We start from the raw sequence: 18,235 nt of genomic DNA, 5'->3' as shown, positions 1-18,235 counted from the left end.
CGATGCTCGGCGGGATACGCCCGCCGGTGGCCTCAGTCGTCGTCCTTCTGCTGATGGTCGCCGCCCTGACCGTGATCGGCCTTGAAGGCATCCACACCGCGGGCGTCCCGCAGGCCGTCCTCAACGGGGAGCAGCAGATCGCCGCGGACACCGCGCTGTCCCTGCGCACCTCGATCGACGCCGAGGCGGGTGGGTTGCGCCGCAAGGCCGACGCGTACCCGGCCACGAGCACCTCGACGCCCACGACCGCGCTCAAGGCCCTGACCTCTGCCACGCCGGGCCCCTTCGGCCGTGCGCTGCTCGACGCGCGCACCGGGAGACTGCTGGCGACCGGCGGCAAGACCGTGCCGCTGGCCGGGGTGGACATCGCGAAGACGGCGGCCGGGGACGGGAAGATCCCGCCCCGGCTGGTGACGTCGGCCGGCACCCGGCAGCTGCTGTACTTCGCCGAGGTCACCCTGCCCGCGCAGGACCCGGACCGGCCCGACCGGCAGTGGCTGCTCGTGGTCTGCGAGCCGCTCCCCGCCCTGACGGCGTACGGCGACGGGCGCACCGCCGAGGTGCTGGACGCGAGCGGCACGTCGCTCGCCACCGTGGTCCGCGGCACGGCCTCCCCGGCCGCGGCACACGGCGATCTGCCCGCGGAGGCGGCGCGCGCGGCGCACGCGTCGGGGCGCGGTACCGACGCCTCGGGAAGCCTGCTGGGCGCCGCCACCGGCGACCGGCGCACCGTGGCCGGCTGGGCCCAGGTCGCCTCGGCGACCGGCCCGGGCGAGACCGACGGCCTCGGTCTGGTGGTGCTCAGCTCCCGCGCGGCGTCCACCACGACCACCGCCGCCGCCGCCAACTACGGGGACTTCGCGCTGCGGGCGGCCGGGGCGCTGGCCCTGGTCGCGCTGGTGCTCGGCCTTGCGTTGCGCTTCTCCTTCCAACGGCCTCTGCTGCGGGTGTATCTGTCCGCCGGCCGGCTGGCCCGGGGCGCGACCGGTGCCGGGCCGGCCGCTTCGGCGGAGCTGTCCCGGCCGGTGCCGGTGCACGGCTTCGGGGAGCTGGCCCGGGTCGGGCGGGCACTGGAATCGCTGCGCCGGCAACTGCTCGGCGAGAGCGGCCCGCAGGAGTTCCCGGCCCGGCGCGGGCCGGGCTACCGGGCGCTGGCCGTGGCCGGTGTGGTGGTGGTGGCCTGCTGGTCCGTGCCGATGATCTTCATGCTGAACCGGGCGGACACCGCGACCGCGGTCCCCGCCGCGGTCCTCGCCGACCAGCAGGCGCGCACCGAGATCGCGACGAACCGCGTCCGGCAGTCCCTCGACCGGTCGTACACCGACCTGAAGGAGGCCGCCGCGAGCCTGCCGGGACGCAGCCGGGACGCCCAGGCCGAGATCCTGCGCGCGTCCCTCGCCGACCACAGGCAGTACCGCTCGCTGTACCTCCTGGACCGCTCGGGCGGCATCACGCTGCGGGTGGGCGACACCCCGCTGCGCACCCTCGTCCATGTGCCCGACGGCGGTGGGATCACCACGGTCAACGCCTCGGGACCGATCCCGTCGATCGCCGCCTACGCGCAGGTCCGGGCCGGCCGGGGCCAGACCCCGGCGGCCGGGGTGGTGCTGTTCGGTGAGATCGACGTGAAGGCGCTCAACTCCCTGCTGCCCAGGCCCAAGCTGGGCAGTGTCTGGGTGACGGACCGCGACGACCGGGTCCTCGCGGCGAGCGTGGGCTACCGCGCCTTCCAGTCGCTGCCCGCGTCCGGCCTGACCCGTCTCGCGCGCGCCACCAAGGGCGCCCCGGGGACCCCGGGCACCGCCACGTCCGCGGTGCACAGCACGTCCTCCGGCCCGTCGGTCGACGCGGCCGCGCCGCTGGCGCAGACCGGCCCGACGGCCGGCCTCGGCTGGCACGTGGTGACGGCGGAGCCCGCGGCGGCCCTGCAGATCCCCGCGGTCCAGGCCGAGCAGCGCACCATGCTCGCGGGCATCCTCGGCCTCGCCGTGAGCGCGGCGGGCCTGGGCTGGCTGCACGTCGTGGTGGTCCGGCCGCTGCGCGCGGTCGCCGTGCTCGCCGAGCGGCTCGCCGGCGGGGACCGCCGCACGGTGCTGCACCCGGTCAACCACGACGAGATCGGCTCGGTCACCCGCAACCTGGAGCTGGTGCGCCAGGTCCTGGCGGAACAGGACCGTGCGGCCAGAGCCGGCCGGGCCGCCGGGCCCGCCCGGCCCCTGCGCGAGAACACCCTCCAGCGGTAGAAGGACGGAAATCGGCGTGCTCTTCCTCTATGTCATCGTCCTGCTCTGCTGCACCGCGCTGTGGACAGCCGGGATCCTTGAGCAGCGGCGGCACTTCGCCTCGCTGGAGCAGATACCCACGCGGGTGCTGGTCAACGGCATCCGCGGCAAGAGTTCCATCACCCGGCTGTGCGCCGGCGCGCTGCGCGGCGGCGACCTGGTCACGGTGGCCAAGACCACCGGCACCGCGGCGCGGTTCATCCACCCGGACGCCACCGAGGAGCCGGTGTACCGCAAGTTCGGCATCGCGAACGTCGTCGAGCAGATCGGCATCGTTCGGCGGGCGGCGACCTACCGGCCGGACGCGCTGGTGATCGAGTGCATGGCGGTGATGCCCGCCTTGCAGGAGATCAACCAGGAGAAGCTGATCCGCTCCACGATCGGCGTGCTGTGCAACGTCCGCGAGGACCATCTGGAGGAGATGGGGCCGACGCTGGACGACGTCGCCCGCTCGCTCTCCCGCTCGATGCCGGTGGGCGGGGTGTGTGTGACGGCGGAGAAGGACCGGCTGCACATCCTGCAGGAGGAGGCCGACAAGCGGAACTGCCGGCTGATCGCGGTCGATCCGGAGTCGGTGTCCGACGCCGAACTGCGCGGCTTCAGCTGGTTCACCTTCAAGGAGAACGTGGCGATCGCGCTCGCCGTGGCCGAACTGCTGGGCGTGGACCGGCAGACGGCGATGCAGGGCATGTGGGACGCGCCGCCCGACCCGGGCGTGCTGTCCGTGGAGCGCTACGTCACCGACGAGGGCAAGCGGCTGCGGTTCGCCAACGTCTTCGCGGCCAACGACCCCGAGTCGACGCTCATGAACGTCAAGCAGCTGGAGGACCTGGGCGCGATCAGGCGGCCGATCGGCGTGGTCATCAACTGCCGCCCGGACCGGGTGGAGCGCAACGGCCAGATGGGCGCGATCGTCCCGGACCTGGGCGCCGAGACGGTGTTCCTGATCGGTCACCCGACCAAGAGCGCCCGCGACGCGATCCCGGCCGGCTTCACCGGACGCGTGGTGGACCTCGGTGGCGACCGCCGGGACCCCGGGGAGGTGACGGCGGCGATCCTCGCGGAACTCGGCCCGGACTCCTCGCTGGTGGCGATCGGCAACATCCACGGCCAGGGCGAGCTGTTCCTGGAGCGCCTCGCCGAACTGCCCGTGGACGAGTCCGAGGACCTGTTCGACGTCGTTCCCGACGGCGACGGACTGGACCAGGAGACCATGCAGATCGCCCTGCCCCGGCAGCGGCTCTCGGTGGCCCGGCCGCCCGAGCCGGAGCCGTACAGCTGGGTGGCGCCGCTGGAGACACCGACGTTCACCTTCCGCATCCCGGAGCAGCGCGACCTCGCCCGCCGGGCCGCCGAACGCCGGGGCCGGCCCGAGGACCGGAAGACCGCCGGCCACGTGGATGACGCCGCCAATCCCGAGAACGCCGTAAACACCGAGAACACCGTAAACGCCGAGAACACCGAGAACGCCGACAACGCGGTCCACGCCCACCAGTCCTACGATCCTTACCAGTTCACGAGGAACCCGTGATCCCCGCCAATCTCAACGCACAGACCGCCGCACTGGGGATCGCCCTCGGGCTGGTCTTCTCGCTCGTCTGCTACCTGACCACCAACCTGAGCCCGGGGGGCATGATCACCCCGGGCTGGATCGCCCTCACCCTCGTCACCGATGTGCGGATGGCGGGGCTGATGGTCGTCGTGGCGGTGGGCACGTACTTCCTGATGAAGCTGGTGCAGCGCACGGTGATCCTCTACGGCAAACGGCTGTTCGCCGCCGTCGTGCTGTGCGCGGTGCTGATGCAGACCACCGTGATGCTCGCGCTCAACCACGAGTTCCCGCTGCTGTACACGTCACAGACCCTTGGTTTCATCGTCCCGGGCCTGGTCTCCTACCAGATGGCCCGCCAGCCGCTGGCGGCCACGGTCATCTCGACCACCGCGGTGACCCTGGCCACCTACGTGGTGCTCGTCGCCGGTCTGTTGATCGGCGCCCTGCCGACCGGCTGACCCGTTCACCCCACTCACCTCACAGTCCAGGAGGATCGGCCATGCACTCCGCACCAGACGGCAGGCAAACCGGCCCCACTCGCCGTAACGTCATCCGGACGATCGCGGGCGTGGCGGCCGCCGGAGCGGCGGGCGGCTTCGCCTGGGACCGTATGAAGTCCGACGGCGACGGTTCGGCGGGCGCGCACTCCGGCCCGGGCGCCGGGACCGCCGCGGCCACCGGGACCCACACCTTCGAGCGGCTGTCCGCCCCCGGCCGCACCGTGGTCCGCGCCGACGACGGCGGCACGCTCGCCACGTTCACCGACGGGGCCCGTACGGCCGTCCTCACCGGCGCCAGCCGCACCTTCAGCGAGCCGCGCACCACCGAGGCCACGGTGACCACCGACGCCTGGGTCCGGGTGCTGCCGCACGCCTGGAAGCGGGGCGACGAGAAGTCCGCCTGGTTCAAGGACTGGTTCCGCAAGACGCTCGGCGACAACAGCCCGGACGTCTTCGCCGTGGCGTTCCAGTACAGCAGCGCCGGAGCGCCCGCCAAGCACAACGCCGACGGCCTGCGCATCGCCGGCACCGCGCACTTCGGCCCGCGCAACGCCGAGGTCGACAACCCCCTGGACTTCGCCTACCACGACGAGCAGTCCGACTTCTACGACTATCTGGGCACGGAATGGACGTTCCCGGACGGTTCGCGTGCGCAGCCGGAGCGGGCCCGCTACGGCGATGTCGACTGCTCCGGCTTCCAGCGTCTGGTGTGGGGCTACCGCATGGGCATCCCCCTGCACAACACCAACACCCAGGGCGCCGGCCTGCCGCGCCGCGCCTTCGCCATCGCCGCCCACGGTCCCGGCCGTCTGGTGATCCCCCACACCGGGCGGGACCAGGCCACCGACCTCGGTGTCCTGCAACCCGGCGACCTGGTCTTCTTCGCCATCATCAAGGACCGGCCGGACTTCATCGACCACTGCGGCATGTACATGGGCCTGGACGACCAGGGCCGGCACCGCTTCTACTCCAGTCGCTCCGCCGCCAACGGACCGACCCTGGGCGACCTGTCGGGCCGCTCGCTGCTGGACGGCACCGACTTCTACGCCCGCGGGTTCCGGGCGGCGCGCCGGCTGTGACCCCGGCGCGTGCGTCCGACGCCGCCGCGGCGCCCCGACCGCGCGCCCGACCCGACCGCGCGTGCGACGCCACCGCCCCATCTGACCGACCTGCTGACCGAGGAACACTGCCATGACCGCCATACCCGCCGTCAAGCCCACCGGAGCCCGGCGCGGCCGTCGGGCGGCGGCCCACCGCTCCGGACGCCCGGCGGACGCCCCGCGCTGGGAGCGCCCGGCGCTCGCCGCGGTCCTGGCCGTCGCCACGGCGCTGTACTCCTGGGGCCTGGGACACGCCGCGCTCCACCCCTTCTACGGCGCGGCGATCCGCTCGATGGCCGGCAGCCCGCGAGCGTTCTTCTTCGGCGGGCTCGACACCTCCGGTTCGATCAGCCTCGACAAACTGCCCGGCGCCTTCTGGCCGGACGCCGTCTCCGTCTGGCTCTTCGGCCCGCACACCTGGGCGGCCGCGCTCCCGCAGGTCGTCGAGGGTGTGCTCACCGTCTGGCTGCTGCACCGGATCGTCCGGGCCTGGGCCGGTCCGTTCGCCGCGCTGATCGCCGCGCTGGCGCTCACTCTCACCCCGGTCACCGTGGCCCTCAACCGCGCCACCATTCCGGACACCGCGCTCACCCTGCTCCTGGTGGCGGCGGCCGGAGCCCTGCAGAAGGCGGTGCGCACCGAGCGGCTGCTGCCGCTGATCACCTGCGGGGTCTGGGTGGGTCTCGCCTTCCAGGCGAAGATGCTGCAGGCGTGGGTGGTGCTGCCGGTCTTCGCCGCCGTGTACCTGTTCGTCGCACCCGGCACGGTGGCGAAGCGGGCGGTGCGCGTCCTGCTGGCCGGCGCGGTCGCGTTCGCGGTCTCCTGCTCCTGGATGCTGATCGCCTGGGTGACCCCGGCGGCCGACCACCCGTACTTCGACGGGACGTCCGGCAACGATCCGTTCGCCCTGGTCTTCGGCTACAACGGCCTGAGCCGGTTCGGCAGCGATCCCACCGCGTTCGGCGCCGTCCCGGGCACCGCCGCGAGCCGCACCAGCGGCAACACCGGCTGGGACATGATCATCAACCACACGATCGGACCGCAGATCGCCTGGTTGCTGCCGCTCGCCGTGACCGCCGCCGCCCTGGGCATCAGGCGGCGCGTCCGTCAGCCGCGAACCGACCCCTCGCGCGCGGGATTTCTGCTCTGGGGCGGCTGGCTGGCCGTGCACATCATGGTGTTCAGCGTCTCCAACGGCAATCACCCCTATTACACGGCCGTCATCGCCCCGGCGATCGCCGCGCTGACCGGTGGCGGGCTCGCGCTCTTCCGGTCGGAGTACGAGGCACGGTACGAGACGGAGGAGAAGACACAGCACCCCGCGCCCGACCGGCGGCACCTGGTGCTGCCGGCGGTGATCGCGGCGACGGTCCTGTGGGCGCTGGTCCTGGACTGGCCGACCCGGTTCCTCCCCTGGCTGCTGCCGGTCGCCGTGATGCTCGCGCTGTGCGGCGTGGTGGGCCTGTGCAGCCGCGGACCGCGCACCTCCCCGCGGCTGATCCCTGCCGCCCTCGCCGCCGGGGTGGCGGCCGTCCTGGTCGTACCGGCGGGCTGGGCCGTCTCCAGCCTCGACCCGCTCTACGCGGGCGCCACCACCTCGCCGATGGCCGGTCCGGTCGGCAAGTCGTACGACGAGCATCCCCGTCGCGCTCCGCGCAGGAAGGGGCTCGACCGGCCCAGCCCCCGCGACACCGCCCTGCTCGACTACCTGACCTCGCGCCGTCACGGCGAGAAGTACCTGCTCGCCACCCAGGCCGCCTACACCGCCGAGCCCCTGCTGCGCGCGCAGTCCGAACCCGTCCTGGTGATGGGCGGTTTCACCGGCCTCACCCCGTTCCCGACCGCGCAGCAGCTCGGCGACCTCGTCACCACCCACCAGCTGCGGTACGCGCTGCTCACCAGCCGGCGCGCCACCACGCCCGCCACCACCTGGGTGAAGTCCCACTGCTCCCGCGTCCGGCCCACCGCCTATGGGCTCCGCACCGACGGCAGCTTCACCCTCTACGACTGCGCGGCCCCGAAGTGAGGTGACGTCCGTCCGGTCCGGACCACGGCCTTCTCGCCGTCGTCCGGGTCCCCGGCGAGGCTTCATCCTCTGAACGCGGTTCGCTCCGCGAGGCGGCTCCCGTACCGCTCTGCGTTCAAAGTCTTGACGGGTACACGGCGACGCCGCACCATCGGTCCGACTGGAGAGCGCTCTCTCATTTCGGCGACCTACCCGCAGGAGACGTCGTGAGTGGAAGACCCCCGCACCACTCGACCCGAAGAACGGCCCGCATCCCCCTGTTCGCCCTCGTGACCGCGCTGTTGGCGACCTGCTTCCTGGCCCTGGTCCAGGCACCCGCCCAGGCCGCCGGCACCCTGCTGTCACAGGGAAAGCCGGCGACCGCGTCGTCCACCGAGAACGCCGGTACGCCCGCGTCCGCGGCGGTCGACGGCGACAACGGAACCCGCTGGTCCAGCGGGGCGTCCGACCCGCAATGGCTCCAGGTCGACCTCGGCGCCACCGCCACCGTCGGCCAGATCGTCCTCAACTGGGAAGCCGCCTACGCGAAGACGTACAAGATCCAGACATCGGCCGACGGCACCACGTGGACGGACATCTACTCCACGACCACGGCCACCGGCGGCACCCAGACCCTGACCGTCAACGGCACCGGCCGCTACGTGCGCCTGTACGGGACCGCCCGCGCCACGCAGTACGGCTACTCGCTGTGGGAGTTCCAGGTGTACGGCACCGCGGGCGGCGGCGGCACCGGCTGCTCGACCACCAACGCCGCGCTGAACAAGACCGCCACCGCCTCCTCCACCGAGAACGGCGGCACCCCGCCATCGGCCGCCGTCGACGGCAACAACGCCACCCGCTGGTCGAGCGCCGCGTCCGACCCGCAGTGGCTCCAGGTCGACCTCGGTACGAAGCAGAGCATCTGCGGCGTCCAGCTCAGCTGGGAGTCCGCCTACGGCAAGGCGTACCAGATCCAGGTCTCGGACAACGGCACCACCTGGACCACCGTCTACCAGACCTCGGCCGGCGCGGGCGCGACCGAGCTCCTCACCCTGACCGGCTCCGGCCGCTACGTGCGCATGTACGGGACCGCCCGCGCCACGCAGTACGGCTACTCGCTGTGGGAGTTCCAGGTCTTCACCACCGGGACGACACCGCCGGACAACGGGAACGCCGTCCTGCTCTCCTACAAGAAGCCCGCCACCGCCTCCAGTCAGCAGGACGACGCGCAGTGCGGCGGCTGCACCCCGGCCAAGGCGGTCGATCACGACCCGGCGACCCGCTGGGCCACCGCCGCGGGCAGCGGCTGGAGCGATCCCCAGTGGATCACCGTCGACCTCGGCGCGAGCGCACACGTCACCCAGGTCGTCCTCCAATGGGACCCGGCCTACGCGAGCGCGTACAAGATCCAGGTGTCCTCCGACAACACGAACTGGACCGACGTCTACTCGACCACCACCAGCAAGGGCTTCAAGCAGACCCTCGACGTGAACGGCACCGGCCGCTACGTGCGCATGTACGGAACGGCGCGCGGCACCGCGTACGGCTACTCCCTGTGGACCTTCGACGTCTTCGGCACCGGCGGCGCCCCGACCGCCCCGCCCGCCGACCCGCCGAACCCCGGCAACCCGCAACGCACGGTGTTCCAGGACGAGTTCAACACCGCGACCGGCACCACCCCGGACTCGTCGAAGTGGACCCAGGACACCGGACCGGGCGTCAACGGTGAGCTGGAGTACTACACGAACGGCAGGAACACCACGATGGACGGCGCGGGCAACCTCGTCATCGAGGCCCGCAAGGAGGTCACACCCGGGTCCAGTTGCCCGCGGGACCCGCTGTCGGGCTCGACGACCTGCCAGTACACCTCCGGCCGCATCAACACCTCCGACCACTTCAACTTCACGTACGGGCACGTCGAGTCGCGGATCAAGGTGACCGGCACCCAGGGGCTGTGGCCCGCCTTCTGGCTCCTCGGCTCGAACTTCAAGACCGGCACGCCGTGGCCCGCCAGCGGCGAGATCGACATCATGGAGCACATCGGCAAGGTCCCCGACACGGTCTACTCGACGCTCCACGCCCCCGCCTACAACGGCGCGGGCGGCTACGGCTCGCCGTACCAGATCGCCGGCAGCGACTTCTCGTCCGCCTTCCACACCTACGCGCTGGACTGGGACTCCAGCCACATGACGTTCTCGGTCGACGGCAACGCCTTCTTCACCGTCGCGCGCTCCACCCTGGAGACCACGAAGGGGCCCTGGGTCTACGACCACCCCTTCTACATGATCCTCAACAACGCGGTGGGCGGTGACTGGCCGGGCGCCCCCGACGCCTCGACCGTCTTCCCGCAGAAGATGCTGGTCGACTACGTGCGCGTGTCGCAGTAGGGCCTCGGTCTCGGGGCGCGGCGGGTCACCTCGGGGTGGCCCGCCGCGCCATGCACTCATGGATCACAGATCGGGTGCGATGCGGCGAAAGAGAGAGCCCCACGCCCAGCTTCGCGGCTAACCTGCGTCTGCGGTCCGTGCAGCCGCGCTCGGCGATCAACGCGCGGCGCCTGAAGCGAGAGGCACCTACACATGCCCCAAACCGTTCCTGGGCGTCTGTCCCACGGCTGCAGGATCAAGAAGAGTGACGCCGAGGCCATCGCGGACTCGATCACGTCGTCTTTCTCGCCGACGGCCCAGCGGGAATTCACCATCGTCCGGCGCGGAAACACCTACACGCAGTCGTCCCTCGCGGTCGCATGGAACGCGGCACGCAAGCCAGGCGCCACGGACAATCTGCGCATCGACGTCAGCGAGGGAGACAAAAGCGCCGACTTCGTCCTCGACAAGAGCGGGGTCAGATGGTCTGCGACCGGTGACGGTCATTTCCCGGCCGGCCTCACAGCAGACGTCGGCAATCTGCTGGGAGACGTGACAGAGGCGCGCCATGCCCGGTTCTCCTCGCTGGTAGCCAGGTCTTCGCCCTGGGCGCTGCTCGTCGAGGTACTGGCCGCCGTTTCCCTCTGGTTCGCCTGGCCGTCTCACCGCACCCTCGTGGCCGCGCTCGCCACGTTCTCACTGGCGGCCACGGCGGGACTGCGATGGTACGGCCAGTGGCAGCTCAAGTCATCCGTGACATTTGACCCAGGGGCCTGGACACCGTGGAATCGTGCCGACCGCATCAGCGCGATTCTCCTCGTCGTCACCATCGCCTCTCTGATCGTGTCGATCGTGGCCCTGTTCCGGGGCGGGGATGCCGAGGACGACAAGAACAACGGCCCTCACCCGTCCGCGTCACCAACGCATTCCCCGTCCGAGACGTCTCGTTCCTCGGAGTCCGCGAAGAAACCGCATATCTCCGTCAGGGGCAACTGCACGGAGGAGACGATGAACTCCCCCCTGAGCGTGATATCGGGCGGCTTCACCCCAGGGCAGCCGTACACAGTGAGCGTCTCTTATCCCGACGGCAAGCCGTATCCTCTGGACGGCACTGTCGGAACGGTGAACGAGAACGGCACCGTCAACAGCAAGTGGAATTGCCTCAACTCGCTTCCCAATGGCACATACAAGATGCGAATCAAGGACAACGCGACGGGGGAATCCGCTACGGCCACGTTCGCCGTCGACTTCCCCTCGGTCTCGCCCGGTTCGCTCCCGCCCAGTGCGAGGAGCGGCATCCCCGCGCGCGTGGCGTGGACCGACGACGGTGCCGGATCCTCGTTCCACCACCTGGTACCGGATAGAGGGCGGCACGTGGGTGCCTGCGGTGTATACGAAGCTCGACACAGCGCAAGCGGTGCCAAGCTGTTGATGGCACCCACGGACCGAGAGGCTGCGCCATGCGGAAACTGATCTACGGGATGAACCTGACCCTGGACGGCTACATCGCCGCGCCCGGTGACGACATCGGCTGGAGCGGGCCGCCGAGTGACGAGCTGTTCCAGTGGTGGCTGGAGCACGAGCAGGCGAGCGGCCTGACGCTGTACGGGCGCAAGCTCTGGGAGACGATGAGTTCGTACTGGCCGACCGGCGACCAGCAGCCGGGCGCCACCGCCGCGGAGATCGCGTTCGCGCGGAACTGGCGGGAGACGCCGAAGGTGGTGTTCTCCTCGACGATCGACAAGGTCGACTGGAACGCCCGGCTGGTCACCGGCGACGCGCTCGCCGAGATCACCCGGCTCAAGGCCGGGGACGGCGGCCCCCTGAGCATCGGCGGCGCCACGCTCGCCGGGGCGGCCATGCGGGCCGGGCTGATCGACGAGTACCAGATCGCCGCCCACCCGGTTCTGGTGGGCGGCGGCACGCCGTTCTTCACGGGTCTTGACGACTGGGTGAACCTGAACCTGGTGGAGACGCGGACCTTTCCCGGCGGGGTGGTCCTGACCCGGTACGAGACGAGGCGCTGAGCGGCGCCCGTACGGCGACGCCCGGCGCCCCGGCCCGCTCGGTCCGGCCCGCTCAGCTCTGGCTGATCCTGACCCCGTCGACCGTCCAGTACCAGTTGTTGCCCCCGGTGTAGCGGAAGCGGACCTTCGCCCGGCTCACCCCGGCGGGCACCTGGAGGGTGAGGTTCTCGACGCGGGACGAGGTGTCCGCCGTGTAGGTCTTGACCGTCACCGGGGTCCCGCCGTCGTAGGAGACGAGCACCTCGCCGCGCTGCGGTGCCTCCTGCCGGTAGAAGGTGGCGTACGTGAGGGTGGCCCGGCGTCCGCCGGTGACGGGGAAGTCGGGGCTGACGAGCGTGGAGTCGAAGGTGCCCGAGACGCTCTTGTCGGACCATTCGTCGCCGTCGGCGACCGCGAAGACGTTCCGGGCACGGATGTTGGACTCGCGCTGCTGGCCGCGTTCGGCCTTGGTCCAGAACTCGTCCGTGGTGAAGGTCCAGCCGCGCCACTCGCTCACGCCGCCGGTGCCCATCGCGGAGTTGTCGACGGACCAGCCGCTCGGCGGGGTGTGCGTGAAGCCGATGACGCCCGCGCCGATGCCCGTCTCGTCGACGGGCCCGGTGAGCCTGGCGCGCAGGCTGTCGAAGTCGTCGGGGCTCGGCTGCTGGATCGGGCGGCCGTCCAGTCCCCAGGCCGGATCGATGGCGACACCGAGGTGGGCGAGGGCGCTGGCCGCGATGTCGGGCATCTTGACGTCGTGGCGGGTGGAGCCGGCCGCCGCCGTGGCACCGACCGCGATCATGAACGTCTGCCGCTCCTGCCACGTGGAGCCGCCGTGGCCGCCCGGGTCGGTGTGCCCGTGGTCGGCCGTCACCAGGATCAGCCAGTCCTCGGCTCCGTACGTGGTACGGGACTTGAGGGCGTCGACCAGCTGGCCGACCTGGCCGTCGACGCCGTGGATGGCGTCGAGGTACTGCTGGCTGGCGGCCCCGTAGGAGTGCCCCGCGTGGTCGACGTTGTCGAGCTGGACGAAGACCGCGTCGGGGTTCGCCGTCCGCAGCTGCGCCACCGCGCGGCTCGTGGTGCCGGTGTCGTACTCGGCGCCCGGCGTGGAGACGCGGGTGTCGACCTTCGCGGAGAACACGGTGTCGGTGAGCGGCGCCCAGGAGGAGACGGCGTACGTCGACAGGTTCGGCTTCGCCGTCTCGACGCGGGTCAGGAAGTCCGGGTACTGGGCGAACTTGTGGCCGGTGAAGTTGTTGTCCTTCACGTTGTGCTTGTCGGGCCAGACCCCGGTGAGGAGCGTCGACCAGCCGGGGCCGGACAGGGTGGGGGCGAGCGGGTCCGCGTAGAGGGAGCTGGGCGCGGTCAGGCCGGCCGCCATCAGCGCCTTCAGGCGGGGCGCGTCGGCGTCCTTGACTCGGCTGAGCAGGGTGCCGTCGAGCCCGATGACGAGGACCTTGGGGGTCTTCGCGGCAGCGGACGCGGTGGAGGCGGGGGCTGTGCCGGGCGCGGCGGACGCGGCTGCCGGGACGGCGGTCAGGGCGACAGCGGCGGAGACGGTGGCGGTGCCGATGAGGAGCGAGCGGCGGGAGATGCCGGGCGTGTGACGCGACATGCGGTTCCTCCGGGGACGGGGCACAGATGGGCGCGGACGGATGCGACGGGTGCGGGCGTGCGGGGGCGTGAAGGGGCGTCGCGGGGTGCGACGCCGTCGAGTTCACAGGGACTTTGGGCCAGACCCGTTATCTTCTGGTGACGTGAGCGCGAATTGCCATGGACATTCGTCATCGCCCCCTGGACTCGCCTGCACCAGGAGTGGCTCGGCCCGCGCCGGAATCCGGCGCGGGCCGCCCTAGCTCCCCGTCGCCCCGTCGAGCATCTCGCGCAGAATGTCCAAGTGGCCGTTGTGGCGGGCCGTTTCCTCGGTGAGGTGGAGCAGGATCCAGCGCAGGTCGACGTGGAGACCGCCGCGGACGGTTCCCACGGACCGCTCGTCCAGACTTCTCCCCGCGACCAACTCGCGGTAGCGAGCGCTGTGTTCGGCGTACTCGTCGAGCAGCTGCGCGAGCGGGAAGTCGACGGCGATCCGCATCTCGCGGTCGGGGTCCTCGTCCGTCCACGGGCCGTGATCCTCCTCGCCGAGGAAGATCACCTGGAACCAGTGGTACTCGACCCAGCGGAGGTGGTTGATCAGTCCGCTCATCGTCATCAGGGGCGAGTGCGGCAGGAGCGCCTTGCGGGCGTTCTCCTCGGAGACCCCCTGGCATTTGGCGCGGGCCGTGTCCCGGGCGTAGTCGAGGAACGTGGTGAGCTGGGAGCGCTCGTCCCACGCGGGCGGTGTGTCATTGAGTCTGGTCATCGCGCGAAGCGTCCCCGATCATGACGGCGGCTGTCGAGGCATTTACGGCGGCCGGGTTCGCGCGCGTCCCCCAACCCCCTCACTCCCCCACTCCCGGCTGGGCCTCCGGCACCGGCCGCGCCCCGCCGGACGCCGCCGCGCGGCGACTGCGGAACGCCGCCACCCGGGCCCGGTTCTGGCAGGTCACCGAGCAGAAGCGGCGCCGTCCGCCCGGCGACTGGTCCACGTAGACGTCGGCGCAGCGGCCCCCCGTGCAGATCCCGATGCGGGCGAACCCGTGCGCGGCGACGTACTGGCGCAAGGTGATCGCCGCCGCCGCGAGCGGAGCGTCGCGTTCGTCGTCGACGCTCCAGGCCGCGCGGAGCGTTCCGGTGGCGTCGACGTCCACGACGGGCCGGACGCCGGTGCCGGACAGCAGGCGCGTCAGCACCCGTGCGCCCGCCTCGGCGTCCGGCGCGGAGAAGACCGCGTGCAGCGTGTCCGCGGCGTCGGCGAGCACGTCCGCGGTCAGTGCGGCGCTCACGCGCGGGGGCAGCGCCAACTCCGCGGCGATGCCGGAGGCGGGCAGGTGCGGGTCGCCGCCCCGGCCGTCTTCCTGGCGCGGCAGGGTGCCCCAGCCGTTGACCAGCCGCGTCAGCGTCTCCAGCGGGATGTCCGTGACCGTGATCGCCATGAGTCCAGCGTAACGCGTTAACGCCCACCTATGCGTTGCCAGGGCGCCTCCACCTCGGTAACGTACTAACGAGCTTATATGCGTTACGTCCCCCACGGGCTCCGGAGGCTGTCGTGTTGGACCTCGCTCTCCTGCCGGCCTATCTGGCAGCGGTCGCCGTCATCACCGTCGCTCCCGGGCCCGATGCCGCGTACATCGTGGCCGTGGCCCTGGAGCGCGGCCCGCGGGCCGGACTGGTCTCCGCCGGCGGCATGGCGCTTGGCATGGCCGTGCACGTGACCGCCGCCGCGCTCGGCCTTGCCGTCCTGCTCGGCTCCACTCCCACACTGTTGCTGCTGGTGGAACTGGCCGGGGGCCTCTACCTCGCCCGGCTGGCCGTGACCACGATCCGTTCGGCCCGGGCGGCCCCCGCGCCGGCGCCCGGGACGCCGCCGGGGCGTCAGGTCCTGCGCCGGGCGGTCCTGACCAACCTGCTCAACCCGAAGACGGTCCTCTTCTTCGCCGCGTTCCTCCCCCGTTTCACCAGCCCGGGCCACGGCCCGCTCTGGCTGCAACTGCTCACCCTCGGCCTGATCTTCCTGATGACGGGCCTCCTCTGGGACAGCGCCATCGGCCTCTGCGCGGGCCGCCTGGGCCAGGGGCTGCTGCGGGGCCGCCGCACGGCCGCCGCGGTGAACGCGGTCGCCGGGGCCACGTTCGCCGCGCTCGCGGCCTTCCTCCTCCAGGACGCGCTGAGCGCGGCGCTGGCCTGAGGGACCCGCACCGGACTCCCGTACGCGTGGGAGTCCGGCGCCTCGCCCTCACCCCACCCGCACCATCCGCGCCTTGCTCGGCACGCCTGCCGCGTCCAGCGCGAAGAGCAGATAGGTACCGGGCAGCGCCACGCCCGGGTCGGTGGGGATGTCGAGGGTGTAGGAGGCCGGGCCCGTGCGGGTGAAGGTCAGGGGGACGCGGCGCTGGTCGTTGTCCGTGGAGTGGGTGGCCGCGCCCGCGCGCACCAGGGCGAACGAGGTGACCTCGGAGTCCGTGGTCACGGGGACGGTCGCGCCGTGGGCGACGCGCGCGGGGACGGTTCCGGTGAGGGCCGGGCGGGTGCGTTCGGTGCCGTCGGCGTCGAGGAGGTAGGGCGGGGTGAAGACGGCGCCGTCCGCGTGGTTGGTGGCGCAGTCGCCGCACAGGCCGCCGCCGCCGGAGAAGATGCGACCGTCAGGCAGCAGGTTCGCCACGCTGTGGTAGTTGCGCGGCACGGCCATACTCGCCATGCGGGTGAACCGGCCCGTCGCCGGGTCCCAGATCTCCGGGGTGAGCGAGGAGGTCGCGTCGCTGAACGGGACCGGGTAGGACTGCCCGCCGAACACGGCGACCTTGCCGTCCGGCATGACCACGCTGTTGCTGAAGGAGCGGGCGAAGTCCATGTCGCCGGTGCGCGCGGCGACCGGCGTGCCGCCGCCGTTCAGGTCGACGGTGTACGCGCGCCGGGTGGCCGTCGTGTTCTCGTAGGCGCTCGCGCCGCCCAGCGTGAGCAGTTTGCCGATGTCGTAGGCGACGGCGTTGCCGTTCATGGCGTCCGCGCTGTCGGCGCGCGTCCCGGCGGCGGTGACCGAGCCGTCGCCCTGTGTGGAGATCCAGTTCATCTGCTTGCTGGGTCCCAGTTGCAGGACCCGGCCGCCCGAAGTGGCGTGCAGCCATTGGTGGTTGTCGGCGCGGTAGGGGCCCGCCGGGTCGGCGGTCATGGTGGTGGTGACCGGTACGCCGGGCAGGGTGCGCCAGGTGCCGGTCGCCACCGACCAGACCTCGCCGTCCTTGCCGCCCCGGCCGCCGCTCCAGGACCCGCCGAGGACGAAGGCGTCGCCGGTGGAGAGCAGGGTCATGGCCTGGTAGCCGCGGGCGATGTTCATGTCGCTCGTGGCGGACCAGGTGTCGGTGGCGGGGTCGTAGAGGCTGGCCCGTTCGGCGTTGCTGCCGCCGGTGACCAGGACCCGGCCGTCCCCCAGGACCGCGATGCCGGGGCAGAACATGTCGTGCCGGGTGTTGTCGACGCGCCGCTGCGTGACGGCGCCGGTGCCGAGGTCCATGATCGCGGTCTGGGTGTAGCCGTTGCTCCCGCCGAAGCGGTCGACGCCGTACGCGGACCAGGCCAGCAGCTTGTTGCCGGGCAGCAGGGCGGTGGCCACGGGCACCAGGGGGAAGCCGGTGACCCGGCCCCAGGAACCGGCGGTCGCCGGGTTCGCGGGGGCGCTGAGGCGGATCTCCGCCGCCGAGGACCAGGGCCCGCGCCGGCCCGCCTCGGTGGTGGCCGTCAGCCGTACGTACCGGGCGGTGACGGTGCGGGAGAAGGTGGCTCCCTTGACGGTGTCGTCGTCCTTCCAGGTGCCGGTGGCGACGGGCGTCCCGTATGTGGTGCCGTCCGTGCTGGTCGTGACGGTGTAGGCGCCGATCCGGCCGTTGCCGCCGGACCTGCGGGGCTGGTACGTGAGGGCCGAGACCGCGCGGGCGCTCTTCATGTCGATGGTGATGCTGTGCGGCAGGGGCAGGGCGGTGCCGGAGTACCGGCTGTGCCACAGGGTGTCCGGGTCGCCGTCGAGGACGTTGGCGGCGACGCCCGACGACGCCGCGGTCTCCTGGTCGCTGGCCGTCGCGGTCCAGCCCGTGCGCGCCAGGTCGACCACGGAGGCGGGCGAGCCGGGGTCGCCCAGGAGGTTGATCTCGGCGGCGGCCGACCAGGGGCCGCGGCCGCCGGCCTCGCTGGTCGCGGTGAGCCGCACGTAGCGGGCGCCCTGCGCCGCGAAGCTCAGGGTCTTGGCCGTGGCGTCGTCGCCGAGGGTGCCGGAGGCGACGGCGGCGCCCCAGGTGGTCCCGTCGGCGCTCAGGTGGATGGCGTAGGACCCCACCCGGCCGTTGGCGTTGGTGGTGCGCGGCTGGTACACGAGGGCGGAGACGACCGCCGTGCGGTGCATGTCGACGGTGAGGGTGTGGGGCAGGGGCGCGGCGGTGCCGCTCCATTTGCTGTGCCAGATGGTGGCGGTGCTGCCGTCGAGCACGTTGGCGGCGCGTCCGTTCTCGGCCGCCGTCTCCTCGTCGCTCGCGGTCGCGGTCCAGCCGTCCCGGGGCAGGACGGGCGCGGAGGGCTCCACGGCGTCGGCCGGCACCACGGGCTCGTGCGGCGCCGCCATGGGGTGGCGCGGATCCGGGGCTCCGCCGGGGCCGGCGCCGATGGCCGCGGTGGCTTGGCCGCCGCCGGTCAGCGGCAGCAGCGCGGCGACGACGGCGGCGAGCGCCAGGGCGATGAGCCCGGTGGATCTGAGCCGGCCGTACGGAACAGGCCTGAACAGGCGAGTCAGCATGAGGTCCCCCCGGAGGTGCGCGTCCGCGCCGATGAGGGCATGACC

At 72.0% G+C, this 18,235-nt stretch carries 13 protein-coding genes; 9 read left to right on the top strand and 4 right to left on the bottom strand.

Going from position 1 to position 18,235, the window contains the following annotated elements; all coding sequences use genetic code 11:
- Positions 1 to 26: 26 nt before the first annotated feature.
- The 8 genes from ACIBW6_RS17870 (at position 27) to ACIBW6_RS17835 (ending at position 11,832) form a co-directional block, all read left to right on the top strand.
- On the top strand, positions 27 to 2,243 hold the full coding sequence (locus ACIBW6_RS17870; protein ID WP_399060515.1) for a HAMP domain-containing protein: 2,217 nt from the start codon (positions 27 to 29) through the stop codon (positions 2,241 to 2,243).
- 16 nt (positions 2,244 to 2,259) lie between these two features.
- Complete coding sequence (pgsB, locus tag ACIBW6_RS17865; protein WP_399060513.1) at positions 2,260 to 3,813, top strand: poly-gamma-glutamate synthase PgsB; 1,554 nt, start codon at positions 2,260 to 2,262, stop codon at positions 3,811 to 3,813.
- Positions 3,810 to 4,292, top strand: a complete 483-nt coding sequence (locus ACIBW6_RS17860; protein WP_399060510.1) for a poly-gamma-glutamate biosynthesis protein PgsC/CapC — start codon at positions 3,810 to 3,812, stop codon at positions 4,290 to 4,292. Before pgsB ends, ACIBW6_RS17860 begins: the two co-directional genes overlap by 4 nt.
- Positions 4,293 to 4,333: 41 nt before the next feature.
- Positions 4,334 to 5,413: an NlpC/P60 family protein gene (locus ACIBW6_RS17855; RefSeq protein ID WP_399060508.1), complete on the top strand. Its 1,080-nt coding sequence runs from the start codon at positions 4,334 to 4,336 to the stop codon at positions 5,411 to 5,413.
- A 112-nt stretch (positions 5,414 to 5,525) separates the two neighbouring features.
- Entirely contained in the window at positions 5,526 to 7,460 is a 1,935-nt protein-coding gene (locus tag ACIBW6_RS17850; RefSeq protein ID WP_399060506.1) for an ArnT family glycosyltransferase, read from the top strand.
- A 269-nt stretch (positions 7,461 to 7,729) separates the two neighbouring features.
- Positions 7,730 to 9,826: a discoidin domain-containing protein gene (locus ACIBW6_RS17845; RefSeq protein WP_399060562.1), complete on the top strand. Its 2,097-nt coding sequence runs from the start codon at positions 7,730 to 7,732 to the stop codon at positions 9,824 to 9,826.
- Positions 9,827 to 10,018: 192 nt separating this feature from the next.
- Complete coding sequence (locus ACIBW6_RS17840) at positions 10,019 to 11,278, top strand: hypothetical protein (RefSeq protein WP_399060504.1); 1,260 nt, start codon at positions 10,019 to 10,021, stop codon at positions 11,276 to 11,278.
- The gene (locus tag ACIBW6_RS17835) at positions 11,266 to 11,832 is read left to right on the top strand and encodes a dihydrofolate reductase family protein (RefSeq protein WP_399060502.1); all 567 of its coding nucleotides are present in this window, start codon (positions 11,266 to 11,268) and stop codon (positions 11,830 to 11,832) included. The genes ACIBW6_RS17840 and ACIBW6_RS17835 overlap by 13 nt, the downstream gene beginning before the upstream one ends.
- Before the next feature lie 52 nt (positions 11,833 to 11,884).
- On the opposite strand, the gene ACIBW6_RS17830 is transcribed toward ACIBW6_RS17835, so the two are convergent.
- The 3 genes from ACIBW6_RS17830 to ACIBW6_RS17820 form a co-directional block, all read right to left on the bottom strand.
- On the bottom strand, positions 11,885 to 13,429 hold the full coding sequence (locus ACIBW6_RS17830; protein ID WP_399060500.1) for an alkaline phosphatase family protein: 1,545 nt from the start codon (positions 13,427 to 13,429) through the stop codon (positions 11,885 to 11,887).
- A gap of 237 nt (positions 13,430 to 13,666) precedes the next feature.
- Positions 13,667 to 14,173: a DinB family protein gene (locus ACIBW6_RS17825; protein WP_399060498.1), complete on the bottom strand. Its 507-nt coding sequence runs from the start codon at positions 14,171 to 14,173 to the stop codon at positions 13,667 to 13,669.
- Between the two features lie 79 nt (positions 14,174 to 14,252).
- Positions 14,253 to 14,846, bottom strand: coding sequence for a CGNR zinc finger domain-containing protein (locus ACIBW6_RS17820; RefSeq protein ID WP_399060496.1), 594 nt, complete (start codon positions 14,844 to 14,846; stop codon positions 14,253 to 14,255).
- Between the two features lie 113 nt (positions 14,847 to 14,959).
- Between ACIBW6_RS17820 and ACIBW6_RS17815 the strand changes: the two genes are divergently transcribed.
- Positions 14,960 to 15,598 (top strand): LysE family translocator, encoded by a 639-nt coding sequence (locus ACIBW6_RS17815; RefSeq protein ID WP_399060494.1) that lies wholly within the window; start codon positions 14,960 to 14,962, stop codon positions 15,596 to 15,598.
- 48 nt (positions 15,599 to 15,646) lie between these two features.
- Here the strand turns inward: ACIBW6_RS17815 and ACIBW6_RS17810 are convergent, their stop codons facing one another.
- Positions 15,647 to 18,190 (bottom strand): discoidin domain-containing protein, encoded by a 2,544-nt coding sequence (locus ACIBW6_RS17810; protein WP_399060492.1) that lies wholly within the window; start codon positions 18,188 to 18,190, stop codon positions 15,647 to 15,649.
- Between the last annotated feature and the right edge of the window lie 45 nt (positions 18,191 to 18,235).

Source organism: Streptomyces sp. NPDC049813 (genome assembly GCF_044465085.1).
In the GTDB taxonomy this organism is placed as follows: Bacteria; Actinomycetota; Actinomycetes; order Streptomycetales; family Streptomycetaceae; genus Streptomyces.
This window is presented reverse-complemented; position numbering and strand designations above follow the sequence as displayed.

Excerpts from the sequence above, each read along its gene's own strand:
- ACIBW6_RS17855 (WP_399060508.1), top strand. The coding sequence starts at position 4,334 with ATGCACTCCGCACCAGACGGCAGGCAAACCGGCCCCACTCGCCGTAAC.
- ACIBW6_RS17850 (WP_399060506.1), top strand. The coding sequence starts at position 5,526 with ATGACCGCCATACCCGCCGTCAAGCCCACCGGAGCCCGGCGCGGCCGT.
- ACIBW6_RS17840 (WP_399060504.1), top strand. The coding sequence starts at position 10,019 with ATGCCCCAAACCGTTCCTGGGCGTCTGTCCCACGGCTGCAGGATCAAG.
- ACIBW6_RS17835 (WP_399060502.1), top strand. The coding sequence starts at position 11,266 with ATGCGGAAACTGATCTACGGGATGAACCTGACCCTGGACGGCTACATC.
- ACIBW6_RS17830 (WP_399060500.1), bottom strand. The coding sequence starts at position 13,429 with ATGTCGCGTCACACGCCCGGCATCTCCCGCCGCTCGCTCCTCATCGGC.
- ACIBW6_RS17825 (WP_399060498.1), bottom strand. The coding sequence starts at position 14,173 with ATGACCAGACTCAATGACACACCGCCCGCGTGGGACGAGCGCTCCCAG.
- ACIBW6_RS17820 (WP_399060496.1), bottom strand. The coding sequence starts at position 14,846 with ATGGCGATCACGGTCACGGACATCCCGCTGGAGACGCTGACGCGGCTG.
- ACIBW6_RS17810 (WP_399060492.1), bottom strand. The coding sequence starts at position 18,190 with ATGCTGACTCGCCTGTTCAGGCCTGTTCCGTACGGCCGGCTCAGATCC.